At 71.7% G+C, this 20,263-nt stretch carries 15 protein-coding genes and 1 pseudogene; 4 read left to right on the forward strand and 12 right to left on the reverse strand.

The window, feature by feature from the left end:
* Window positions 1-365: 365 nt before the first annotated feature.
* Entirely contained in the window at window positions 366-1,580 is a 1,215-nt protein-coding gene (locus JFN87_RS24110) for a tetratricopeptide repeat protein (RefSeq protein ID WP_209343147.1), read from the forward strand.
* 330 nt (window positions 1,581-1,910) lie between these two features.
* Here JFN87_RS24110 and hppD read toward each other — a convergent pair whose 3' ends face one another.
* On the reverse strand, window positions 1,911-3,080 hold the full coding sequence (gene hppD, locus JFN87_RS24115) for a 4-hydroxyphenylpyruvate dioxygenase (RefSeq protein ID WP_209343149.1): 1,170 nt from the start codon (window positions 3,078-3,080) through the stop codon (window positions 1,911-1,913).
* Window positions 3,081-3,210: 130 nt separating this feature from the next.
* On the opposite strand from hppD, the gene JFN87_RS24120 reads away from it, so the two are divergent.
* Together JFN87_RS24120 and JFN87_RS24125 are read left to right on the forward strand one after the other, a co-directional pair.
* Window positions 3,211-3,699, forward strand: a complete 489-nt coding sequence (locus JFN87_RS24120; protein ID WP_209343150.1) for an Lrp/AsnC family transcriptional regulator — start codon at window positions 3,211-3,213, stop codon at window positions 3,697-3,699.
* A 119-nt stretch (window positions 3,700-3,818) separates the two neighbouring features.
* Window positions 3,819-6,995 (forward strand): discoidin domain-containing protein, encoded by a 3,177-nt coding sequence (locus tag JFN87_RS24125; RefSeq protein ID WP_209343151.1) that lies wholly within the window; start codon window positions 3,819-3,821, stop codon window positions 6,993-6,995.
* 56 nt (window positions 6,996-7,051) lie between these two features.
* Here JFN87_RS24125 and JFN87_RS24130 read toward each other — a convergent pair whose 3' ends face one another.
* The 4 genes from JFN87_RS24130 to JFN87_RS24145 form a co-directional block, all read right to left on the reverse strand.
* Window positions 7,052-7,840, reverse strand: a complete 789-nt coding sequence (locus tag JFN87_RS24130; RefSeq protein WP_209343152.1) for a S16 family serine protease — start codon at window positions 7,838-7,840, stop codon at window positions 7,052-7,054.
* A 121-nt stretch (window positions 7,841-7,961) separates the two neighbouring features.
* Complete coding sequence (locus JFN87_RS24135) at window positions 7,962-8,603, reverse strand: IclR family transcriptional regulator (RefSeq protein ID WP_030908616.1); 642 nt, start codon at window positions 8,601-8,603, stop codon at window positions 7,962-7,964.
* Between the two features lie 329 nt (window positions 8,604-8,932).
* On the reverse strand, window positions 8,933-10,717 hold the full coding sequence (locus JFN87_RS24140) for a DEAD/DEAH box helicase (RefSeq protein WP_209343153.1): 1,785 nt from the start codon (window positions 10,715-10,717) through the stop codon (window positions 8,933-8,935).
* Between the two features lie 175 nt (window positions 10,718-10,892).
* Window positions 10,893-12,440: an MFS transporter gene (locus JFN87_RS24145; RefSeq protein ID WP_209343154.1), complete on the reverse strand. Its 1,548-nt coding sequence runs from the start codon at window positions 12,438-12,440 to the stop codon at window positions 10,893-10,895.
* Between the two features lie 146 nt (window positions 12,441-12,586).
* Here JFN87_RS24145 and JFN87_RS24150 point away from each other — a divergent pair, with 146 nt between their 5' ends.
* On the forward strand, window positions 12,587-14,617 hold the full coding sequence (locus JFN87_RS24150) for a S9 family peptidase (protein WP_209343156.1): 2,031 nt from the start codon (window positions 12,587-12,589) through the stop codon (window positions 14,615-14,617).
* Window positions 14,618-14,683: 66 nt separating this feature from the next.
* On the opposite strand, the gene JFN87_RS24155 is transcribed toward JFN87_RS24150, so the two are convergent.
* The 7 genes and pseudogenes from JFN87_RS24155 to JFN87_RS24185 all read right to left on the reverse strand — a co-directional run.
* Window positions 14,684-15,259: a hypothetical protein gene (locus JFN87_RS24155; protein ID WP_209343157.1), complete on the reverse strand. Its 576-nt coding sequence runs from the start codon at window positions 15,257-15,259 to the stop codon at window positions 14,684-14,686.
* An 83-nt stretch (window positions 15,260-15,342) separates the two neighbouring features.
* Window positions 15,343-15,888 (reverse strand): hypothetical protein, encoded by a 546-nt coding sequence (locus JFN87_RS24160; RefSeq protein ID WP_209343159.1) that lies wholly within the window; start codon window positions 15,886-15,888, stop codon window positions 15,343-15,345.
* Between the two features lie 378 nt (window positions 15,889-16,266).
* Window positions 16,267-16,518 carry a DUF6332 family protein gene (locus JFN87_RS24165; protein ID WP_209343161.1) on the reverse strand — a complete coding sequence of 84 codons (252 nt, stop codon included), beginning with the start codon at window positions 16,516-16,518 and terminating at the stop codon, window positions 16,267-16,269.
* 182 nt (window positions 16,519-16,700) lie between these two features.
* On the reverse strand, window positions 16,701-17,888 hold the full coding sequence (locus JFN87_RS24170; RefSeq protein ID WP_307865580.1) for an oxygenase MpaB family protein: 1,188 nt from the start codon (window positions 17,886-17,888) through the stop codon (window positions 16,701-16,703).
* A gap of 74 nt (window positions 17,889-17,962) precedes the next feature.
* Window positions 17,963-19,075, reverse strand: a complete 1,113-nt coding sequence (locus JFN87_RS24175; protein ID WP_209343163.1) for a polyprenyl synthetase family protein — start codon at window positions 19,073-19,075, stop codon at window positions 17,963-17,965.
* Window positions 19,068-19,430 (reverse strand): hypothetical protein, encoded by a 363-nt coding sequence (locus JFN87_RS24180; RefSeq protein ID WP_209343165.1) that lies wholly within the window; start codon window positions 19,428-19,430, stop codon window positions 19,068-19,070. Before JFN87_RS24180 ends, JFN87_RS24175 begins: the two co-directional genes overlap by 8 nt.
* A 238-nt stretch (window positions 19,431-19,668) precedes the next feature.
* Window positions 19,669-20,136: pseudogene (locus JFN87_RS24185) on the reverse strand (YdeI/OmpD-associated family protein); the annotation flags it as partial.
* Between the last annotated feature and the right edge of the window lie 127 nt (window positions 20,137-20,263).

Genomic DNA, 20,263 nt, shown 5'->3' on the forward strand with positions numbered 1-20,263 from the left:
CCCCCCCCCCCCCCCCCCCCCCCCCCCCCCCCCCCCCCCCCCCCCCCCCCCCCCCCCCCCCCCCCCCCCCCCCCCCCCCCCTTCCCCCACGCAGAGCCCGGCCCCCGCGTCTCCCCGCTGCCAGGAGTCCAGCCGCCCCCCCCCCCGTCCCCCCCGCCGCCGGCCCGCCGCGCGCCGCTCCCGGAGGCGCCCCGCCCCGACCCGGCGGCGGGGCGGTCGACGCGAAGGCACCCGCCTCGCCGACGTCCGTCGCATCGGCTCCCGCCGCGGCGACGACCGTCGCGGCGACGCCCTCCGCACCGGCGGCCGCGCCCAAGGAGGCGCTGATCGGGCTCACCGCCCTCGCCAACGCGCGCCACGACTACATGACCGCCAAGAAGTGGGGCGAGCTGGCGAAGAAGAAGCACCCGTCCGCCTGGGCCGTCTACCCGCCGCTCATCGACGCCTACAACGGCATCGGCGACTACGAGGCCGCCGGCCGCGCCCTCGACAAGCTTGCCGCGGCCCGGCCGAAGGCCGCGTCCGTCTCCGGCGCCTACGCGCATGTGTACGAGGGACGCGGCTGGCGCGAGGACGCCGCGGCCAAGGCGTCCGACGCCGTCGACCACGCCGCCTCGCCCGCCCAGAAGGCCGCGGGCCTCGCGCAACTCGGCGCTCTCGCGTGGGAGCGCGGCGAGCCCAAGGAGGCGCTCGGCCAGTACGACGCGGCGCTCAAGGTGACCCCCGGTCTCGCCGCCGCGCAGGCGGGCCGCGGCCGTGCGCTGGCCGCGCTCGGCAGGACGGACGACGCGTACCAGGCCTACCAGGCGGCGCTTGCCAAGCAGCCGAGGCCGGAGACGGCCCTGGAGTTCGGCGAGCTGTACGAGTCGCTCGGCCTGACGGGCGACGCGCAGACCCAGTACGCGAGGGTGCGCTCCGAGGCCGCGAAGGCGAGCAGCGACGGCGTGGACGAGAACCTGCTGCTCGGACGGTACGAGGCCGACCACGGCGGCGCCGGCGCTGCCGTGGCCCGGCTGACGGCGGAGTGGACGAGCGGCCGCAGGAGCGTCGAGGCGGCGGACGCGCTGGGCTGGGCGCTGTACAAGTCGGGTGACGCGGCGCGCGCCCTGACGTACGCGACGACGGCGACGAGCGACGGCCCGAGGAACGCCCTGTACTCGTACCACCGGGGCGAGATCGAGCGGAAGCTCGGCATGAAGGCGGAGGCGCGCAGGCACCTGGACGAGGCCCTGCGCACGAACCCGTACTTCTCCCCGCTGCTGGCACCGCGTGCGCGTGCGGCGCTTCAGGCGCTGGGCGGCACGATCGGCGCGGCGGGCGCGCCGAAGTCCGGGGGCCCGGCGGCACCCGCGGCACCCTCCGCACCGGCGGTCCCAGCAGCCCCGGCTCCGGCAGGCTCGGCGGTCGACCCGGCCGCCCCCGCACCGGCGGCCCCGGCCGGAACAACACCGGCCGACATCGCGCCGGCTCCGGCCGTGCCGAACGCGGCGGCACCGAACGCCGCCCCCGCGGACGGCGCGTCGGGCGCAGGCGCCCTGCCGCCCGGCCACGTGCCGACCTTCTCGCCGCATCGCCCCTGAGCGGGCGTCTCTGCACAGGCGCCAGGAACACGGCCGCGGCCCCGCGGGGGCGCCACCCACGAGGCCACGGCCGCGCCGAACGCCGCCTCACCGAACGGCGCCTCTCCGAACGGCGCGGCGGCCCAAGGCGCGGCGGGTCAAGGCGCGGCGGGTCAAGGCGCGGCGGGTCAGGGCGCCGTGCGGCCCGGCCCGGCTTCTGCCGCGGCACCGCAGCGCCCCTGAGCGGACGCCTTTGAGGGCGCCCCTGACGGCGGGCGGCCAGGAACGCGAGCGCGGCCCCGCGGGGAGTCACCCGCGGGGCCGCGCTCGCGTACGTAGGAGCAGGGCGCGTCAGAGGTTCCCGCGCTTCTCCTGCTCGCGCTCGATCGCCTCGAACAGCGCCTTGAAGTTGCCCTTGCCGAAGCCCATCGAGCCGTGCCGCTCGATCATCTCGAAGAAGACCGTCGGCCGGTCCTGGACCGGCTTGGTGAAGATCTGCAGCAGGTAGCCGTCCTCGTCGCGGTCCACGAGCAGCTTCTCCTCGCGCAGCGTCTCGATCGGGACCCGGGTCTCGCCCGCCCACTCGCCGAGCGTGTCGTAGTAGGAGTCCGGCGTGTCGAGGAACTGCACGCCCGCGGCCCTCATCTGCCGCACGGACGTGACGATGTCGTTCGTCGCCAGCGCGATGTGCTGCACGCCCGCGCCGCCGTAGAACTCCAGGTACTCGTCGATCTGCGACTTCTTCTTGCCCGCCGCCGGCTCGTTGATCGGGAACTTCACCTTGAGCGTGCCGTCCGCGACGACCTTGGACATGAGCGCCGAGTACTCGGTCGCGATGTCGTCGCCGACGAACTCCTTCATGTTGGTGAAGCCCATGACCTTGTTGTAGAACCCGACCCACTCGTTCATCCGGCCGAGTTCGACGTTGCCGACGCAGTGGTCGACGGCCTGGAAGCTCCGCTTCTCCTGCGGGGCGACGAGCGGCTGCGCGGCCTCGTAGCCGGGCATGTACGGGCCGTCGTAGCCCGTCCGCTCGACGAGCGTGTGCCGGGTCGTGCCGTACGTGGCGATGGCGGCCAGCACGACCGTGCCGTGCTCGTCCTTGACCTCGTGCGGCTCGACGAGGCCGGTCGCCCCCTGCCCGGTGGCGTACGCGTAGGCGGCGCGCGCGTCCGGCACCTCGATGGCGAGGTCCACGATGCCGTCGCCGTGCTCGGCGACGTGCTCCGTCAGGTAGCGGCCCCAGTCCGTGGACGGCTTGATGACGGACGTGAACACGAAGCGCGCCGACCCGCTGGTGAGGACGTAACTGGCGGTCTCACGGCTGCCGTTCTCGGGGCCCGAGTAGGCGACGAGCTTCATGCCGAAGGCGGTGGAGTAGTAGTGGGCGGCCTGCTTCGCGTTGCCGACGGCGAAGACGATCGCGTCCATCCCCTTCACCGGGAACGGGTCGGCCTCGCGCGCGGTCTCGGGGACGGTGCCGGTCTGCGTCGCGGTGTCGTGCATCGAGGTGTCTGCCATGCGCTCAGGGTCTCCCCGCACTGCAAGGTGCGCAACAGTTCCGGAATTCACTGGGCAACCTGTACAGCGATGGGCGACAATCGTCGGACGATCTGTACAGGGTGACCACGGCGGAAAGGGGCGGCCCGGGATGAGCATCGACGGACTCGACGGGCGGCTGCTCGTCCTGCTGGCGCGCGAGCCCAGGATCGGCGTGCTCGAGGCGTCCAGGCGGCTCGGCGTCGCGCGCGGCACGGTGCAGGCGCGGCTCGACCGGCTGCGGTCGAGCGGTGTGATCCGCGGCTTCGGCCCCAACGTCGATCCGGCGGCGCTCGGTTACCCGGTCACCGCGTTCGCGACGCTGGAGATCAAGCAGGGGCAGGGCGCGGACGTGCGCGCGCACCTCGACACCGTGCCCGAGGTGCTCGAACTGCACACGACGACGGGGCAGGGCGACATGCTGTGCCGGCTGGTCGCCCGCTCGAACGCGGACCTCCAGCGCGTGATCGACCGGGTGGTCGGGTTCGAGGGCATCGTGCGCGCGTCGACGGCGATCGTGATGGAGAACCCGGTGCCGCTGCGGATCATCCCGCTGGTCGAGCAGGCGGCGGACGACCACGAGCGCGGCCACCGCGCGTAGCCGCACTCGCCGCCCGCGGGCCTCGTCCCTGCTCACCGCGTTACCTCCCTGTGGAAATCGCAGGCCGCGGCGTAGAGTTCCGGACTGCCCGACGAGCCGCGGACCCGGAGGCGTGCCCCATGAGGTTGTCAACATCCAGAGTGCGGCGAAGACTTGCCGTCGTCCTGGCGGCACTGCTGCTGTCGACGGTCTCGTCCGGCGCGCTCGACCCGTCGTCCGCGACGGCCAAGGAGCATCCGGCCAAAGCACACCCGGCGAAGGAGCACCCGGCCAAGGGCAACGGCGACGGCGACGCGTGGGTGCTCAGCACCACCGACCCGTCCACCGACTACACCCCCACCTTCCTCGGCAACGGCTACTTCTCCACCCGTGTGCCCGCCGAAGGCGCCGGCTTCTCCGCCTCGCCCCTGCTCACCGAGTCCCAGCTCGCGGGCTTCTACGGGCAGGGCCCCGGCATCTCCGTCCAGCGCGTGAACCTCCCCGCCTGGTCGACCCTCGGCATCTCCGACGGCAGCGCCACCTACGGCAACGTCGCTTCGGCGGCCGCCTGCGAGTTCGACACCGTCTGCGAGGCGGAGACCGGGAAGCTGACCGGCGGCGCGTTCACCGCCACCAACCACAAGGACTACGGCGGTTCGGGCTTCGTCGCCGGCTACGGCCCCGGCGGCAAACCGGCGCCTGACGCCTCCGCGGCCGTGACCATAGGACACGCGCCGGCCGGCACCGCGCGTCTCACCGTCCGCTACGCCGCCGGCGGCACCACGGCGCAGACGCTCAGCGCGCAGGTGAACGGGGCCGCGCCCGTCCGCCTCCAACTGCCCGTGACCAGCTCCTGGGACGCCTGGGGGACGGCCACGCTCGACGTCCCGGTCACCGCCGGCACGAACACCGTCGCCGTCACCTGCGCCCAGGGCGACAGCTGCCTGGCGAACGTGGACGCGATCTCGCTGTCCGCCGTGGACACCCCACCGGCCGCCAAGGCCCCGGTCGGGACGACGTCCCACTACAAGCAGTCCCTCGACATGCGCCGCGGCACCATCACCACGTCCCTGACGTGGACGTCGCCCGCCGGCCGTGCGACGAGGCTGACCTACCGCGTGATCGTCGACCGGGCCAACGCCCACCTCGGCGTCACCCACGTCGACATCACACCGCTGAACTGGAGTGGGCCGCTGTCGGTGATCGACATGCTCGACGGACGCGCCGACACACTTCCCGCCAACCACCGCCTGGCCAAGCCCGTCGACCTCACCAAGGTCTCGTCCGGGCGCGTCGACCGGTCGTCGGCGTCGATCAGCGAGAGCCTCACCACCCAGCAGATCGGCATGCGGGCCGGGCTCGCGTCGGTGCTGCGCGTGGACGGCCGCCGCGTGGCGACCGAGCCGTACACGGACGTGCCCGCCAACTCGCTCGCGCAACGCGCCGGCCTCCACGTACGGGCGGGAAGGACGTACGAGGCGACGAAGTTCGTCGGCATCGCGTCCTCGAACGACACCGCGCAGGGTTCGGCGCCGCTGGTGACCGACGGCCCGGCCGACCCGCAGGCCGCCGCGCTCGGCTACGCGACGCACGCCGCCCGGCAGGGACTGCGGCCCATCGAAACCGCGCACGAGCGTGCGTGGGCCCGCCTGTGGCAGTCCGACATCACGGTCCTCGGCGACACCGAGCTCACACAGCGGCTGCGCGCCGGCACGTTCTACCTGCTCTCGTCGGTGCGCGACGGCGTCGACTGGGGCCTCTCCCCCGGCGGCATGTCCTCCGCCGACTACAACGGCCACGTCTTCTGGGACGCCGACACCTGGATGAACCCCGCCCTGCTGGCCGCCCACCCCGACCTGGCGCGCGGCCTGCTCGACTACCGCTCGACCCTGCTGGACGCGGCACGCGCCAACGCGCAGGCACACGGCTACCAGGGCGCCCAGTACCCGTGGGAGAGCGCGGACACCGGCAATGACGTGGGCATCCACCCGCGGGAGATCCACATCGACTCCGACGTCGCGCTCGGGCAGTGGCAGTACTACGAGGCGACCGGCGACCTGGAGTGGCTGCGCACCGAGGGCTGGCCCGTGATCAAGTCGGTGGCGCGGTTCTGGGCGAGCCGTGTCACGCCGGACGGCCACGGCGGCTACGACCTGGCGGACGTGCAGTCCCCCGACGAGAACCACGACCACGAGACCAACAGCGCGTACACCAACGCCGGCGCGATCACCGTCCTCGGCATCGCCACCGAGGCCGCGCGACTCGTCGGCGAACAGCCCGACCCGCGGTGGGCGCAGGTGGCCGGCGGGCTGACCGTGGCCGTCGACCCCGCCACCGGCGTGCACCCGGAGTACGACGGCTACAACGGCAGCACGATCAACCAGGCCGACACCGTCATGCTCCAGTACCCGCTGAACTACCCGATGACCGACGCGCAGGCACAGGCCGACCTCGACTACTACACGCCGCGCACGGACATCAACGGCCCCTCCATGACCGACTCGATCAACCTGATCGACAGCGCACGCCTCGGCACGCCCGGCTGCGTCACCGAGACCTTCCTCAAGCGCAGCCTCGACCCCTACACGTACGCGCCGTTCGACCAGTTCGCCGAGAAGCGCGAGGGCGGCGCCTTCACCTTCACCACCGGCATCGGCGGGGTCCTGCAAGCCTTCACCTACGGCTTCACAGGACTGCGCCTCGGGTCCGACGCGGTCACCGTCGACCCGATGCTGCCGCCGGGGATCCCGGGCATCGACCTGACCGGCCTGCACTGGCACGGCAACACCTTCGACGTCTCCATCAGGCACGACGGGACGCGCGTGACGCTGCGCAGCGGCCACACGCTCGTCGTGTCGGCGGCCGGGCGTCGCACGAAGCCGCACGGGCACCACAGCGTCACGGTCACCACCCGCCGTCCCGACCTGGCGCCCACGCAGGACGCGGCGCGCTGCAAGACGGTCAGCGCGTCCACGGCCGACCCGAGCTTCCCGGCGGTCGCCGCCGTCGACGGCAGCCCCAGCACCCGGTGGAAGGCGACAGGCCCCGGTGCCTCCCTCACCGTCGACCTGGGGCGTGCCACGACGGTCGGGCGTACGAAGGTCACGGCGTACGGCGCCACCACCGCGTACCGGATCGACGTGTCGGCGGACGGAAGGACGTGGACGCCGTTCGGCGCGCCGGTCGCGGCGACGGCGGCGTCCGGCACAATGGTCACCGCCCCGCCGGTACGGGCCCGCTACGTCAGGTACACCGCGGTGGGCACGGCGACCCCGCAGGTGGTGGCGATGGAGGTGTACCGGGGCGCGGGCGGCTGAGCAGCCGGCCCACCCCGCCGGGGTTCCCCGCCGGGGTCCCCCGCCGGGATTCAGCCTCAGCAGCTGGGGAGCTTGCCGCCCGTCCCGAGCGCCTTGAGCGACGTCACCGCGCCGGCCAGCGTGGTGACGGGGACGAGGCGCATGCTCTTCGGCAGGTTGACCTGCGCGTCGGAGCACTCCGCCTTCGGCACGACGAAGACCGTGGCGCCCGCGCGTGCGGCGGCCTGCGTCTTCAGCGCGACGCCGCCGACCGGGCCGACCTTGCCCGAGCCGTCGATCGTCCCCGTGCCCGCGATGACGCGGCCGTCGGTCAGGTCGCCGCCGGAGCCGTCGCCCGCCAGCTTGTCGATGATGCCGAGCGTGAACAGGAGGCCCGCGCTCGGGCCGCCCACGTCGGCGAGGTGCAGCTTGATGTCGACGGATCCCGGCTTCTTGTGGAGGTAGGAGAGGGCCGCGCTGACCGCGTGGTTCTGCGAGCGCACCATGTCGCCGGTGTTCGTCTTCCGGATCTCCTTGACGGACTCGCCCGCCGGGTAGACGGCGTCACGCGGCAGGACGGCCTCCTTGGGCCTGAACCAGCCCTTGGCGATGTCGGCGATGCGCACGGTCGCCGAGGGGCCCGTCGCCTCGATGGTCGTCATGCGCAGCTGGCCCGTGGTCCTGCGGACCGGGGCGCCGGTGATGGTGATGACCTTCTGCCCCTGGTTCGTCCCCAGCACGTCGGCGGTCAGTCCTGGCGCCGCGATCGCGTACGGCAGCGGCGCCAGGGCGACCACCGCGAACAGCGCCACGATCGGCAGGGCGCACAGCGTGAGGAGGACGGGGCGCGAGAGACGAGAGAACACGGTGCCAATCTATCGGCCGCGCTCCCCGCGCGGCCCCACGCCCTCGGCGCCCGCCTCCCGCGCACGCCCTCGGCGCATGCCCTCGGCGCGGGGTGTCCGCGCTGACCCCCAGCGCATGCCCTCAGCGCAGGGCGTCCGCGACCTCGCGTGCCGCGTCGACGACCCGGGCGCCGACCCGCTCGGGCACGGAGTCGGCGAGCATCACGACGCCGACGCTCCCCTCGATGCCGCTGACCCCGACCAGCGCCGCCGCCGCGCCGCTCGCCCCCGTCTCCAGCTCGCCGTGCGTGAGCGCGCACGGCGGTTCCGTCAGCAGGGCGCCGCGCGCCGCGAGTATCGCCTTGCCCGCGGCGCCGCGGTCCAGGGCGTGTCTGAACCCCGTCCGGTAGGCGACGTGGTAGTCCGTCCAGCTCGGTTCGACGACCGCGACGGCCAGTGCCTCGGTGCCGTCGACGAGGGTGAGGTGTGCGGTGGCGCCGATGTCCTCCGCGAGCGAGCGCAGCGCCGGCATGGCCACCTCCCGTACGAGCGGGTGCACCTGGCGGCCGAGGCGCAGCACACCGAGGCCGACCCTGGCCCGGCCCCCGAGATCGCGGCGGACCAGTGCGTGCTGCTCCAGCGTGGTGAGCAGGCGGTAGACGACGGTCCTGTTGACACCGAGCTTGGCGGACAGCTCGGTGACGGTCAGGCCGTGGTCGGTGTCGGCGAGCAACTTCAGGACACGCAGGCCTCTGTCGAGCGTCTGGGATGTCTCGGCGGTCACGACGCACTCTCCTTCGATGTCTCTCGGAGTGAGTGGCGACGGCGCTCTCCCCCTGGCCCGGCACCGGTGCCGTCGGCGGGTCGCGGCGAGGCCGCTACCGGAGCGGGACACGACGGCTGCGCTGCGCGGCGGCGCTGCCACGGCGCGTGTTCATGTCTCCGGACAGTAGCGAGCCATACCGCTGAGCGGAAGACCCGGTCCAGAATCCGGGCACATGCGCCGAGTTGGTGGCGGAAAGAGCGTAGATGACACCATGTTCCCCGCATAGGGGGACGCAGTGTGTTTTTACCGGCGGCCCGTCTGGTCAGCGCACCGGCGGCCCGTCCGGGTCAGCGCATCCGCGTGGCCCACTCCTGGACCTTCTTGATCCGCTCGCGGATCTGCCCCGCCGTGGCCTCCGCGCTCGGCGGGCCGCCGCACACCCGGCGCAGTTCGGTGTGGATGACACCGTGCGGCTTGCCGCTCTGGTGCACGTACGCGCCCACCATGGTGTTCAACTGCTTGCGCAGGTCCAGTAGTTCGCGGTGGGAGACCACCGGCCTGCGGTCGGCGGGCATTTCGAGGAGGTCGGCCTCCTCGTCGGGCTTCTTGCGGCTGTGCGCGATCTGCCGCGCCTGCCGGCGCTGGAGCAGTATCTGCACCTGGTCGGGCTCGAGCAGCCCGGGGATGCCGAGGTAGTCCTGCTCCTCCGCGCTGCCGGGGTGCGCCTGCATGCCGAACTCGGCGCCGTCGTAGAGGACCCGGTCGAAGACGGCGTCGGACTCCAGCGCCTCGAACGGCAGCGTGTCCTGCTCGCCCGTGTCCTCGTCCTGCTCCTTGTTGGCCTCGTCCATCTCCTTCTCGGACTCGGCGTACGGGTCCTCCTCGCCGCTCTTCTTCGGCTTGTCGAGCACGTGGTCGCGCTCGACCTCCATCTCGTTCGCGAAGCCCAGCAGGTCGGGGATCGTCGGCAGGAACACGGACGCCGTCTCGCCGCGCCGCCGCGACCGTACGAAGCGGCCCACGGCCTGCGCGAAGAACAGCGGCGTCGAGATGGTGGTGGCATACACGCCGACGGCCAGGCGCGGCACGTCGACGCCCTCGGACACCATCCGCACGGCGACCATCCAGCGCGAGCCGTCCTCCGCGAACTCCTCGATGCGCTTGGAGGCGGAGGCCTCGTCGGACAGCACGACGGTCGCCTTCGTGCCGGTGATCTCCCGCACCGTCTTCGCGTACGCGCGCGCGGAGTCCTGGTCGCTCGCGATGACCAGGCCGCCCGCGTCGGGGATCGCCTTGCGCACCTCGGTGAGGCGCTGGTCCGCGGCGCGCAGCACGTTGGGCATCCAGTCGCCGCGCGGGTCGAGCGCCGTGCGCCACGCCTGCGAGATCGCGTCCTTCGTCATGGGTTCGCCGAGACGCGCGGCGATCTCGTCACCCGCCTTCGTCCGCCAGCGCATGTTGCCGCTGTAGCTGAGGAAGATGACCGGCCGCACGACGCCGTCGGCGAGCGCGTTGCCGTAGCCGTACGTGTAGTCGGCCGACGAGCGGCGGATGCCGTCGTTGCCCTCCTCGTACACGACGAACGGGATGGGGTTGGTGTCCGACCTGAACGGGGTGCCGGTCAGCGCGAGCCGCCGGGTCGCCGGCTCGAACGCCTCCAGGCACGCCTCGCCCCAGGACTTGGAGTCGCCCGCGTGGTGGATCTCGTCGAGGATGACGAGCGTCTTGCGCTGCTCGCAGCGGTTGCGGTGCAGCATGGGCCGCACGCCGACGCCCGCGTAGGTGACGGCGACGCCGTGGTACTCCCTGCTGAGCGGCCCGGCGCTGTAGTCGGGGTCGAGCTTGATGCCTATGCGGGCAGCGGCGTCCGCCCACTGCGTCTTGAGGTGCTCGGTGGGCGCGACGACGGTGATCTGCTGCACGACATGGTGGTGCAGCAGCCACGACGCGAGCGTGAGCGCGAAGGTGGTCTTCCCCGCGCCCGGGGTCGCGACGGCGAGGAAGTCGCGCGGCTGCTCCTGCAGGTAGCGCGAGAGCGCGCCCTCCTGCCAGGCGCGCAGCTTGCCCGCGGTGCCCCAGGGGGCCCGGCCGGGGAAGGCGGGTGAGAGGTGGTGGGAGGCGGGAGTGGACACGGTCTCCGTTCCGAACCTGGCGGCGGCCCCGGCCTTCGGGACCGGCCGCTGCGAACCTGGCGGCCGCCCCGATCGACGGGACCGGCCGCTGCCGTACGACAACCGGGCCACCCTATCGGGGGCACGCCATGTTCCCCGTACGAACGCGGCGGCACGGGCGCGGGTGCGGGATGTGTCACATCGCGGCGCCGGACGACGCGGCCGCCGTGCGCACGCGCACGCGCGTGGCGACCCGGATGCCGGCCAGCGCGACGAACGCCATCAGCACGAAGACGGCGGCGAACGCGGCGGGATGGGCGCCGGCGGCCGCGCCACCACCCGCCGAACCGCCGACCGAACCGCCCACGGAACCGCCGCCGAGCGCGCCGAACGCGGCGCCTCCGACGGCCAGCATCAGGACGTTCGACAGGCCGTCGGAGATCTGCAGGGCTGACGAGTTGGCGCCCACCTCCTCAGGCGCGGAAAGGCCGAGCAGGACGACGCTCGTCGACGAGATGACGGTGCCCATGCCGACGCAGCCGACCGCCCAGGCGGCCCCCAGCACCCACACGGGGACGGCGTGGACGAGCACGGTGGGCCCGGTCGCGATCCCCAGCGTCACCAGCACCATCCCCACCGCCATCAGCGTCTCGCGGTGCCCCTGCAGGCCCGGCCGCGACTGGACGTACGACCCCAACGACCAGGTCACTCCGCCCACGGCGATCGTGAGTCCCGCCATCGTCGGCGACAGGCCGCGCTGGGTCACCAGCATCAGCGGGACGAAGCTCTCGGCGGCGATGAACGACCCGGCGGCGACGCCGCGCAGCGCCACCACGGCCGGCAGCCCGCGCGCCGCGCGCCACGTCCCCGCGGGCAGCAGCTCGCGCACCGACGCGACGAGCAAGACGCCCCCGGCCGCGAGGGGCACGAGCGACAGCCAGCGCAAATCCTCGCCGGCGTACTGGAGCAGCCCCGCGCCCACGGACAGGGCGAGCGCGAGGACGATACGGCGCCGGTCGAACCCGGGCGCGGGCGCGTCGGGGTCGGCGCGCCCCGCCGCCATGCGCCGGATGGCGGGCAGGGCGAGCACGAGCGGCAGCACGATCAGGACGGGAATGCCGAGGAACACCCAGCGCCAGCCCAGCTGTTCGGTGACGGTCCCGGAGGCGAGCGGCCCCACCACGGACGGCACGACCCAGGCCGCCGCGAACCCCGCCATGATCGAGGGCCGCAGCCGCTCGGGGTAAGCACGCCCGACGACCACGTACAGCGCGACGATGACGAGCCCACCGCCGAGTCCCTGCACGGCGCGCCCCAGGATGAACACCCACATGCCGGACGCGGTGCCCGCCACGACGAGCCCGGCGGCGAACATCCCGATCCCGGTGGCGAGCGGCGCGAGCGGCCCGTGCCGATCGGACCACTGCCCGGCGAACACCATGGCGAAGAGGCTGGTGGTGAAGTACGCGGAGAACGCGAACGCGTAGAGCGGAATCCCGTGCAACTCGCGCGCGGCAACGGGCATGGCCGTCCCGACGGCGGTCGCCTCGAAGGCGATGAGCAGCACGACGGACACGATGCCGATGCTCAGGGCGCGATACGGCGCACTGAGCACGCCCCCCGCGGCGGGGCGCTCCCCGCCCGCGAGGGCCGCGCCGTCACGCCCACCGCTCGCGCCGGCGGAGGAAGACGTGACGAGGGCGGCAGCGGCGACATCGGCGTCGCGCGGTTCGGGGGTGCTCATCACGCCAGAGTAAGGGGCACAAGCGGCTTTGGCCCCTGGCGATCGTCGCGGCCGCCCTGGTCCGTTGGTCGTACGACCCGTGATCGGCCCCGGAGCTCAATTCGAACACTTGAGCAATACCGAGGCGGCGTGGCAGGGTGCCGATCATGCCGTCCGACACCCTCCCCGCCCAGCTCTTTCGCACGGGACGCTTCACACACGGCGTCCCCGGGCAGTTCACCGTCGCACCGGACGGAGCGACGGTCCTCTACCTGCGCAGCAGGGCGGGCGACGACCCGCGGCCCTGCCTGTGGGCGCTGGACACGCAGTCCGGCACGGAACGACTGCTCGCCGACCCGGCGGAGTTGCTGGCCTCCAGAGGGATCGACAGCTACGCGACGGACGCGGCCGTGACGAAGGCGGCGTTCACGCTGGACGGCGGGCTGTGGACGGCGGACGTCGCCACTGGTGTGGCCCGGCGCCTGCCGGTGGCGGGAACGGCAACCGACGCCCGTCCCGACCCCACGGGACGCCGCATCGGGTACGTCCGCGACGACGAGGCTCTGTGGCTGATCGAGACGGACGGAACGGACAACCACGCGGTCGCGACACCCGAAGGCCCCGCCGTCGCGTACGGACGGGCCGAGCACACGGGCGCGACGTCGCCGAGCGGCCCACGCGGCTACTGGTGGGCGCCGGACGGCGAGCACCTGCTGATGGCCCGTACGGACAGCACAGCCGTCCAACTCTGGTACACCGCCGACCCGGCAGCCCCCGCCGACACCCCTCGCCCCCTGCGCCACGCGGCGGCCGGAACGCCACAGGCCGACGTGACGCTCTGGCTCACGGCGCTCGACGGCACACGCACCGAGACTCGCTGGGACCGCACCGCCCTCCCCTACGTGACAGGCGCGGGCTGGGACGCGCAGGGCCCCTACGCCGTGGTGCAGTCGCGCGACCAGCGCACGGTCCTGTTCCTCGGCATCGACCCGGCAGACGGCACAACCAGCATCCTGGACGAGCGGCACGACAAGGCCTGGGTGCAGTGCGTCCCCGGGCTGCCGGCGCGGCTGCGATCAGGTGACCTCGTCAACCACGCCGACCTGCGGAACACCCGCCACCTGACACTCGACGGAACACCGGTCACCCCTCAGGGCCTCCAACTACGGGAAGTACTCGGCATCGACGGCGACGAGGTGCTGTTCACCGCGTCGGGCGAGCCGACCGAGACCCACCTGTGGACGTACAGCTCCACCCACGGCCTGCGCAGGCTGAGCGACGAACCCGGCGTGCACGCGGGAGCGCGACGCGGCGGAACCCTTGTCCGGATCGCCCGGCGCGCGGACCGGCCGGGCGGGCACGCCGAGGTCGTACGGCCGAATGGCCCGGCCGTCCCCATCGCGTCGCGGGCCGAACTCCCCGTGCTCGACGTGCACCCCACCCACCTCGTCCTCGGAGAGCGCGACTTGCGCGCAACACTCCACCTGCCGTCCTGGCACCGCCCGGGAGAAGGGCGGCTGCCGGTCCTGCTCGACCCCTACGGGGGAGCCGCACGGCAGCGGGTCACCACCGAACTCGACTGGAGCACCCTGCTGTCGCAGTGGTTCGCCGAGCAGGGCTTCGCGGTCCTGGTGGCGGACGGCCGGGGCACACCGGGACGCGGCCCGGAATGGGAACGCGCAGTGCACGGCGACCTGTTCGGCCCCGTCCTCGAGGACCAGGTGACCGCACTGCACGAGGCCGCCGGGCACTTCCCCGACCTCGACCTGGGACGGGTCGGCATCCGCGGCTGGTCGTACAGCGGCTCGCTCGCCGCGTTCGCCGTGATGCACCGTCCCGACGTCTTCCACGCCGCGGTCGCCGGAGCGGGCGTCACCGACCAGCGTCTCTACGGCGCCCACTGGCGCGAACGGTTTCTAGGCCACCCGGACGAGCACCCGGAGCGGTACCGCAGGAACTCACTGCTCCTGGCGGCACCGCGCCTGACCCGCCCGCTGCTGCTGATCCACGGCCTGTGCGACACGAACGTCCATCCCGCCAACACACTGCGCCTGTCCGAGGCCCTGCTCCACGCCGGCCGCCCCCACGAGGTCCTGCTCCTGCCGGGCACCGGCCACCGCGCAATCGGCGGCCCACTGACCGAGCCGCTGCTCAACCACCAGGCGGAGTTTTTGCGGCGGCACTTGAAGGCGTCATAGGGAACTCAGGGCTTGCGAAATCCCTCGCCGCAACGGAGGCGGGACAAACGCCGGCATCCCGCCAACTCACCCGGAGACGAAGACAGGTACAGGCGGAAACACGACATGCTTCGGACAATGAGCGGCGGCTACAATTTTCGCTCCGGCATGCTCGAGCACGGCGCGGCGCACCGGCAGATCGATCACACCCGGGCCCGCCGTCAGAAGACCGTCCAAAGATGGCGCCTTGCCGGGCATTCCGCAGTCGATGTCCAGTACCTCCGAAGGCAAGACCCCCACAAGGGACCTGAAGTCAGCTGTCGCACCCTTCGGGAAACCGGTACCAACAGAGGAGCGGAAACTCATCGTGAAAAGCGGCCTGCCCTCCGCGTCATTCAAGCGACACTGAAACAACGTCTCATTGTCGTCACCCGAGGCAAGCTTCTTGACCAATTCAGCACGGGAGTACTCAAGGTAACTGAATACGTAGACCTTCTCCGTTTCGGCGTCGGCCCCGTGAACAGCCCGGATCGACGCAGCGTCGAAGATTCCACCACAGGCCCGTTCGAGCGTCGTCTCCTTACCCCAGTGGCGGCTGCGGTCCTTTCCCTGCTCACCACTGCCGCACGCCGCAAGCCCTACGAGCGCCAGCACCGAAACCACTGCCCCGAGCCCATGAACGCGCCCCCTCCTGCATGCAGCCCGTACACGGGACACCACCCGTCGCAACACCGTTCCCCCTCCCCTCATTTCATCCGCGGATCGCGTGTGGGCAGTGCGGTCGGCACCGTCACATGGTTGGTGCAGTTCAGTCCGGGCAGGATCTTCCGCGTAGCCGCGTAGAGAACCTGCGCATCCGCGCGCGTGTCAGCACTCGGCATGTTGAGGAAGGCGTGCAGCGTCGCCGGGTAGCCCCCCGGCTCCACGCGCCCTGGCCTATGGCAGTCGATACTCAGCACGCCGAGGCCCGCGTCGTCGGCAAGGGCGAGCGTCTTGCTGAGCCGCATCACCTGCCTACCGGAGTCGGCGTTCGCAATGACTGAGAAGTCATCCAGGTCCCAGTAGAACGACAACTGAAGAAGCTGCTTACCGCTCTTGTCCGTCACCCGGCACACATAGTCGTGCCCCGAGGCCCCGGGCCCCTTGGCAAGATCCTTTACCGCGGCAGCAAACGCATCACGCGTTCCGCTGCCATCACCGCCTCGGTCCTCGTAAATGGTTTTACCGGTCTTGTCCGAGGCATCCGCTCGCAGATATTGCTGAGTCTCGGAACTGACGATCCCACTGCACACACGACGCCAAGTACTGGGCTTCCCCGATGCACGCGCGTCATCCGGCCCACCGCAGCCGGTCAAGCCGAGGAGCAGCGCCCCGAGCCCAGCGGCGACACCCAGTCGCCGGACCAACCGGCTGCGAGCAGCCTCTTGCACTCGGCTCACGCGCCGATACCTCCCCCGTCGGCCAGGCGTGTCACCCAGCCCCAACCCCGTTGAGCGGGCACGGATAGTCAGCGCTACCGTCCGCTCTCTTGCAGTTACTCGATCGTACCTGCCGCTGAACTGGGCCAAGAGGCCAGCCCGGCGACCGGAAACCGGAGTGCGTGACCATCACGTCCCGTACGACGACGCGTCAGCGCACGGACACACGGTCGACGGCGATGCGGCGAGCGGTCAGCCTTCGCGGCGGCGGGCGTCGAACCGGACCAGTACCGACACCAGACGCCATATCCCGGCGGCCGCGCCGGCCAGGGCGCCTCCCACCAGCATGGTCTTCCTCACCGGCTCAGCCACGCCAAGGAGCAGTGCTGGAACCCATACAACCGCGAACACGGCCGCAGCCAGCAGGAGGCCCGTCACGAAGGCGAAGACGATCTCCACCGTCATCGCGTCCTTCTCCCCGCGTGAATCCCGACTCAGGTCCATGCAGCGAGTCTCACACGATGCGCATCCACTATCGAGCGGTTGCCAATTCGCGTCGCACACGCGGTCGTTCACTCGGCGGGGACGGCGGGTTGCCACCGTCCCCACCGTCGCCGCCGCCCCCGCCGTCCCCGCCGTCCCCGCCGTCCCCGCCGTCCCCGCCGTCCCCGCCGTCCCCGACTGTTCTACGGCACGTACGGCGTCGGAGCCGGAGGCACCCAGCGGTGGTTGCGGGACGCCTGCGAGCGCACGCCGTACTCGCCCTTGAGCTCCTCAGGAATCGCGTACTGCATGACCCTGCCCCGTGTGAGCGAGGCCAGTTCGAAGGCGGTGAGCAGGTTGCCCGCCTTGTCCAGCGCCCATTCGCCGAGTGGGCCGCTGTCCTCCACCGTCTCCATCAGGCCGAGCACGATGGGCACGGCCTTGGCGGCGGTGTCCCACGGACTGCGCGGGATCTGCAGCCAGTCGGCGATGGTCGGCCCGACGAGGAACCGGACCGTCGCGGGAACGATGGGGTCGAGGAGTGTGCCGGGGACGACGTCCTCGTACATCCGGATCAGTTGGTTGTTCAGCCGGACGCCGTCCTCGGAGGGGCCGAGGTTGCGGGTGAGGTAGAGGTCCGCGAAGGCGCGGGCCTCGGTGAGGTTGTTCGGGGCGGCCTCCATGTCGCAGCCGAGCATGGAGCCGACGACCCGCCACGCGTAGTAGTAGGCCTCCGCTCCCTCGTCGCTCATGTGGATGCCGAGCCGGTGCATGGCGTCCAGGACGAGGATCGAGAAGCAGATCTGGCCACCGATCATGTCCTCCTGACAGATCGGGACGCCGTCCCTCTCGACGTCCCACCGCCCCGACGTGGTGAGGTGATGGCGTACGGCCGCGTGCAGCAGCCGCACCTTCTGCGCGGCCGGGATGAACTTGCTGCCCTCCTCGAAGGCGTTGGTCTGCATCAGGTACGTGACGAACTGACCGGTGTTCGCCATACGGCGCGACGGATAGTCCATCGAGTGTGTCGAGGCCAGAAGCTTCGCGACGCGCGGCACCGCGTACGTGGCGGGCATCGCGGCGAAGGACAGGCCGGTGTTGATGTGCGCGGCGTTGTCCATGAAGAAGAGGCGGGCGCGCTCCATGACGTCCCAGTCCACCCACTTCGGCGGCATGCCTGTGGCCTCGAGGAAGGAGACCGCCGACTCCGGGAGGCCGTCCGGGAGTTTGTTTCCCGCGGTGCTGAAGAAGCGCATGAGGGTGTTGAAGTCCCGTACCTCCCCACGCTCGAACATGGCGGCCACGGTTTCGTCCGCGAGTGGATCGCCCTGGTTGCGCAGCTCGTGGAGCGACGCGTCGGTGTACAGCTTCGGGGTCTGGGTCGTCGTCACGGCGTCCTCCGTAAGTTGTTGGGCGGCCCGGGAGGGCCGGGCATGGCTGACGGCGCAGGCCGGGCGCGATCGATTCACAGCGCCCGCTCGGCCGCCGAGGTGGCCAACCCAAGGAGCGCTGACCGCGCTTGGAGCGGCAGCGCCACGGTGTCCAGGGCGCTGCGGGCCGCCGACACGCGCTCGGCGATCATCTCCTCGATGCGCCTGCGCGCCCCGCACTCGTCCATCAACTGCCGGACCAGCGCCGCGTCGTCCTCGTCGAGCGCCGGGTTGTCGAGGGTCTTCTCCAGCAGCCGACGTCCATCGGGGGCCAGCAGGGAGAGGGTCGTGGCGAGCAGCGCGGTGGGTTTCCGGTCCCGCAGATCGTCCAGGTTCGACTTGCCGGTCTCGGCAGGGACGCCGAAGGTCCCGATCAGATCGTCACGGAGCTGGAAGGCCTCGCCGAGCGGCACCCCGTACGAGGTGAAGGCCTCCATCACCTGCCGCGACGCACCACCCAGCGTGGCCCCCATGTGCAGCGGCCGCTCCACCGTGTACTTGGCCGTCTTGTAGCGAGCCACTTCCAGCGACTCCGCGACCTCGGCCGTCTCACTGCCGGTACGCAGCACCTCCAGGAACTCACCTGCGACGGTTTCCCGCAGCAGCGTCGACCAGAGAGGCACCGTCCGAGCCACGTACGCTCCCGGCAGCCCGCAGGTGGCGAAGACCTGCGCCGCGTAGCCGATCAGCAGGTCACCGAGCATCATGGCGAGCGCGGCGGACTTCTCCTGCCGCACGGGAGTGTGCGGCACGGGGTTAGGCCGGGCGAGCTCGACGGACTCGAAGTGCGAGTCCCCCATACCCCACGGACCCGCCCCGGCCTCGGCGAAGGCGACGTGGGCAGTCGGCAGCCCGTGCCGCAGCCGGCTGTCGTCGATGATGTCGTCGTGCGTGCAGGCGGCCGCGTGCACCAGCTCCATGGCGGCTGCCGCCCTGATCACGCCATCACAGTCCGGCTGGCCCGCGGCCCGCCAGCCCCAATACAGAAACGCCGCGCGCATGCGCTTGCCCCGAGTGAGCGAACTACGTAACTGGTCACACAGCGGCCTCAGTTCGGGGGACAGCCGTACGAGCTCGGCCTCCTCGTCGTCCACCAGCTGATGCAGATACGCGTCGATGCGCCGCCGGAGCGCCAGATCGTCACGCATGAGGCGGCGCCGTCTTGCCGGCCGCCGGGGCGTCCCCGGTGATGCCGTTGCGGGCGATGGCCCGGTGGGCCATCAGCTCGAGATAGTTGTCGCTGTCCGACGCGGCCACACGCTTCGACGCGAGCTCCCCGCGCACCTTCAGGTCTTGCACGCCGTCTGCGACGAGCTCCCGCAGATCAGACCGGCTCGCCACACCCTGCCCCTGCCCTGCCGCCCGCCGCACCTGGTCGAGCGCCAGATCGACGGCCCCCAGCGCGAGCAGGCCGACCTGTTCCAGGGTGGCGAACGGATTCCAGGATGGTTGCTGAGCCTGTGATTGCGTCTGTTGCGACTGGTCCTGCGCTTGTCCGGTCACGCCCGGTGCCCCCTCTGCACGACGGATCGTCAAGGAGCTTCCAGTCAACCGACCGGGACCGGGCTCTGTCCCTCTTCTGCCGCACAGTCCCTCGTCAGAGGCGCGCAATTCCCTCTTGTGAGTGAGCTGTTCGTTCCGCGTTCTGAAGGGCCCGGGCTGCCTGGGTGGCTACGGCAGAGGGACGCGAACGCTCGGGAACCCCGGGCAGCAACACGGCTGCGGTCGGCCCCTCCCGTGCCTACGGGTGCAGCTTCTCGCCCTTCGCCAGCATCGCTACGTACTTTTCGATCCGGCGCGCCCGGGTCTCGGCCTTCTTGGCATCGTGGATCCGGTACAGGATCGCATAGCGGTTCTGCCGGTCCAGTGTCTCGAAGAAGGCCGCTGCGGCCGGGTCGACGGCCAGGGCCGCCGCGAGGTCGTCCGGCACCGTGGCGGTCCTCGCGCCGGCGTAGGCCGCCTCCCAGCGGCCGTCCGCCTTGGCGCGGTCGACCTCGGCCTGTCCCGGCGGCCGCATCCGGCCCTGTTCGATCAGGGCGGCCACCTTGTCCCTGTTGGCCTGTGACCACTTGCTGCGCGGCCTACGCGGACAGAACCGCTGGAGCCACCACTGATCGTCGAACTTGGCCTTCTGACCGTCGATCCAGCCGTAGCAGAGCGCCTCGTCGAGCGCCTGGGCGTAGTCCAGCGCGGCGACTCCGGTCCCCTTCGGAAGATTTCAAGTCCAGTGAGACGGTCGTGAGGCTATGAGGTTTGTGGTGCGGGTTCCCTGCGTTTGGCCGGGTCGTTGATCCAGGCCGCCTGCGGTATCTCGGGTGGTCGGGGGCGGCGGCCGA

The sequence above is a fragment of the Streptomyces montanisoli genome (assembly GCF_017813245.1).
GTDB classification, from domain to species: domain Bacteria; phylum Actinomycetota; class Actinomycetes; order Streptomycetales; family Streptomycetaceae; genus Streptomyces; species Streptomyces montanisoli.

What these genes read in the sequence shown, in the direction of transcription:
- JFN87_RS24125 (WP_209343151.1), top strand. Translation starts at nt 3,819, where the DNA reads ATGAGGTTGTCAACATCCAGAGTGCGGCGAAGACTTGCCGTCGTCCTG.
- hppD (WP_209343149.1), bottom strand. Translation starts at nt 3,080, where the DNA reads ATGGCAGACACCTCGATGCACGACACCGCGACGCAGACCGGCACCGTC.
- JFN87_RS24165 (WP_209343161.1), bottom strand. Translation starts at nt 16,518, where the DNA reads ATGGACCTGAGTCGGGATTCACGCGGGGAGAAGGACGCGATGACGGTG.
- JFN87_RS24150 (WP_209343156.1), top strand. Translation starts at nt 12,587, where the DNA reads ATGCCGTCCGACACCCTCCCCGCCCAGCTCTTTCGCACGGGACGCTTC.
- JFN87_RS24110 (WP_209343147.1), top strand. Translation starts at nt 366, where the DNA reads ATGACCGCCAAGAAGTGGGGCGAGCTGGCGAAGAAGAAGCACCCGTCC.
- JFN87_RS24145 (WP_209343154.1), bottom strand. Translation starts at nt 12,440, where the DNA reads ATGAGCACCCCCGAACCGCGCGACGCCGATGTCGCCGCTGCCGCCCTC.
- JFN87_RS24175 (WP_209343163.1), bottom strand. Translation starts at nt 19,075, where the DNA reads ATGCGTGACGATCTGGCGCTCCGGCGGCGCATCGACGCGTATCTGCAT.
- JFN87_RS24120 (WP_209343150.1), top strand. Translation starts at nt 3,211, where the DNA reads ATGAGCATCGACGGACTCGACGGGCGGCTGCTCGTCCTGCTGGCGCGC.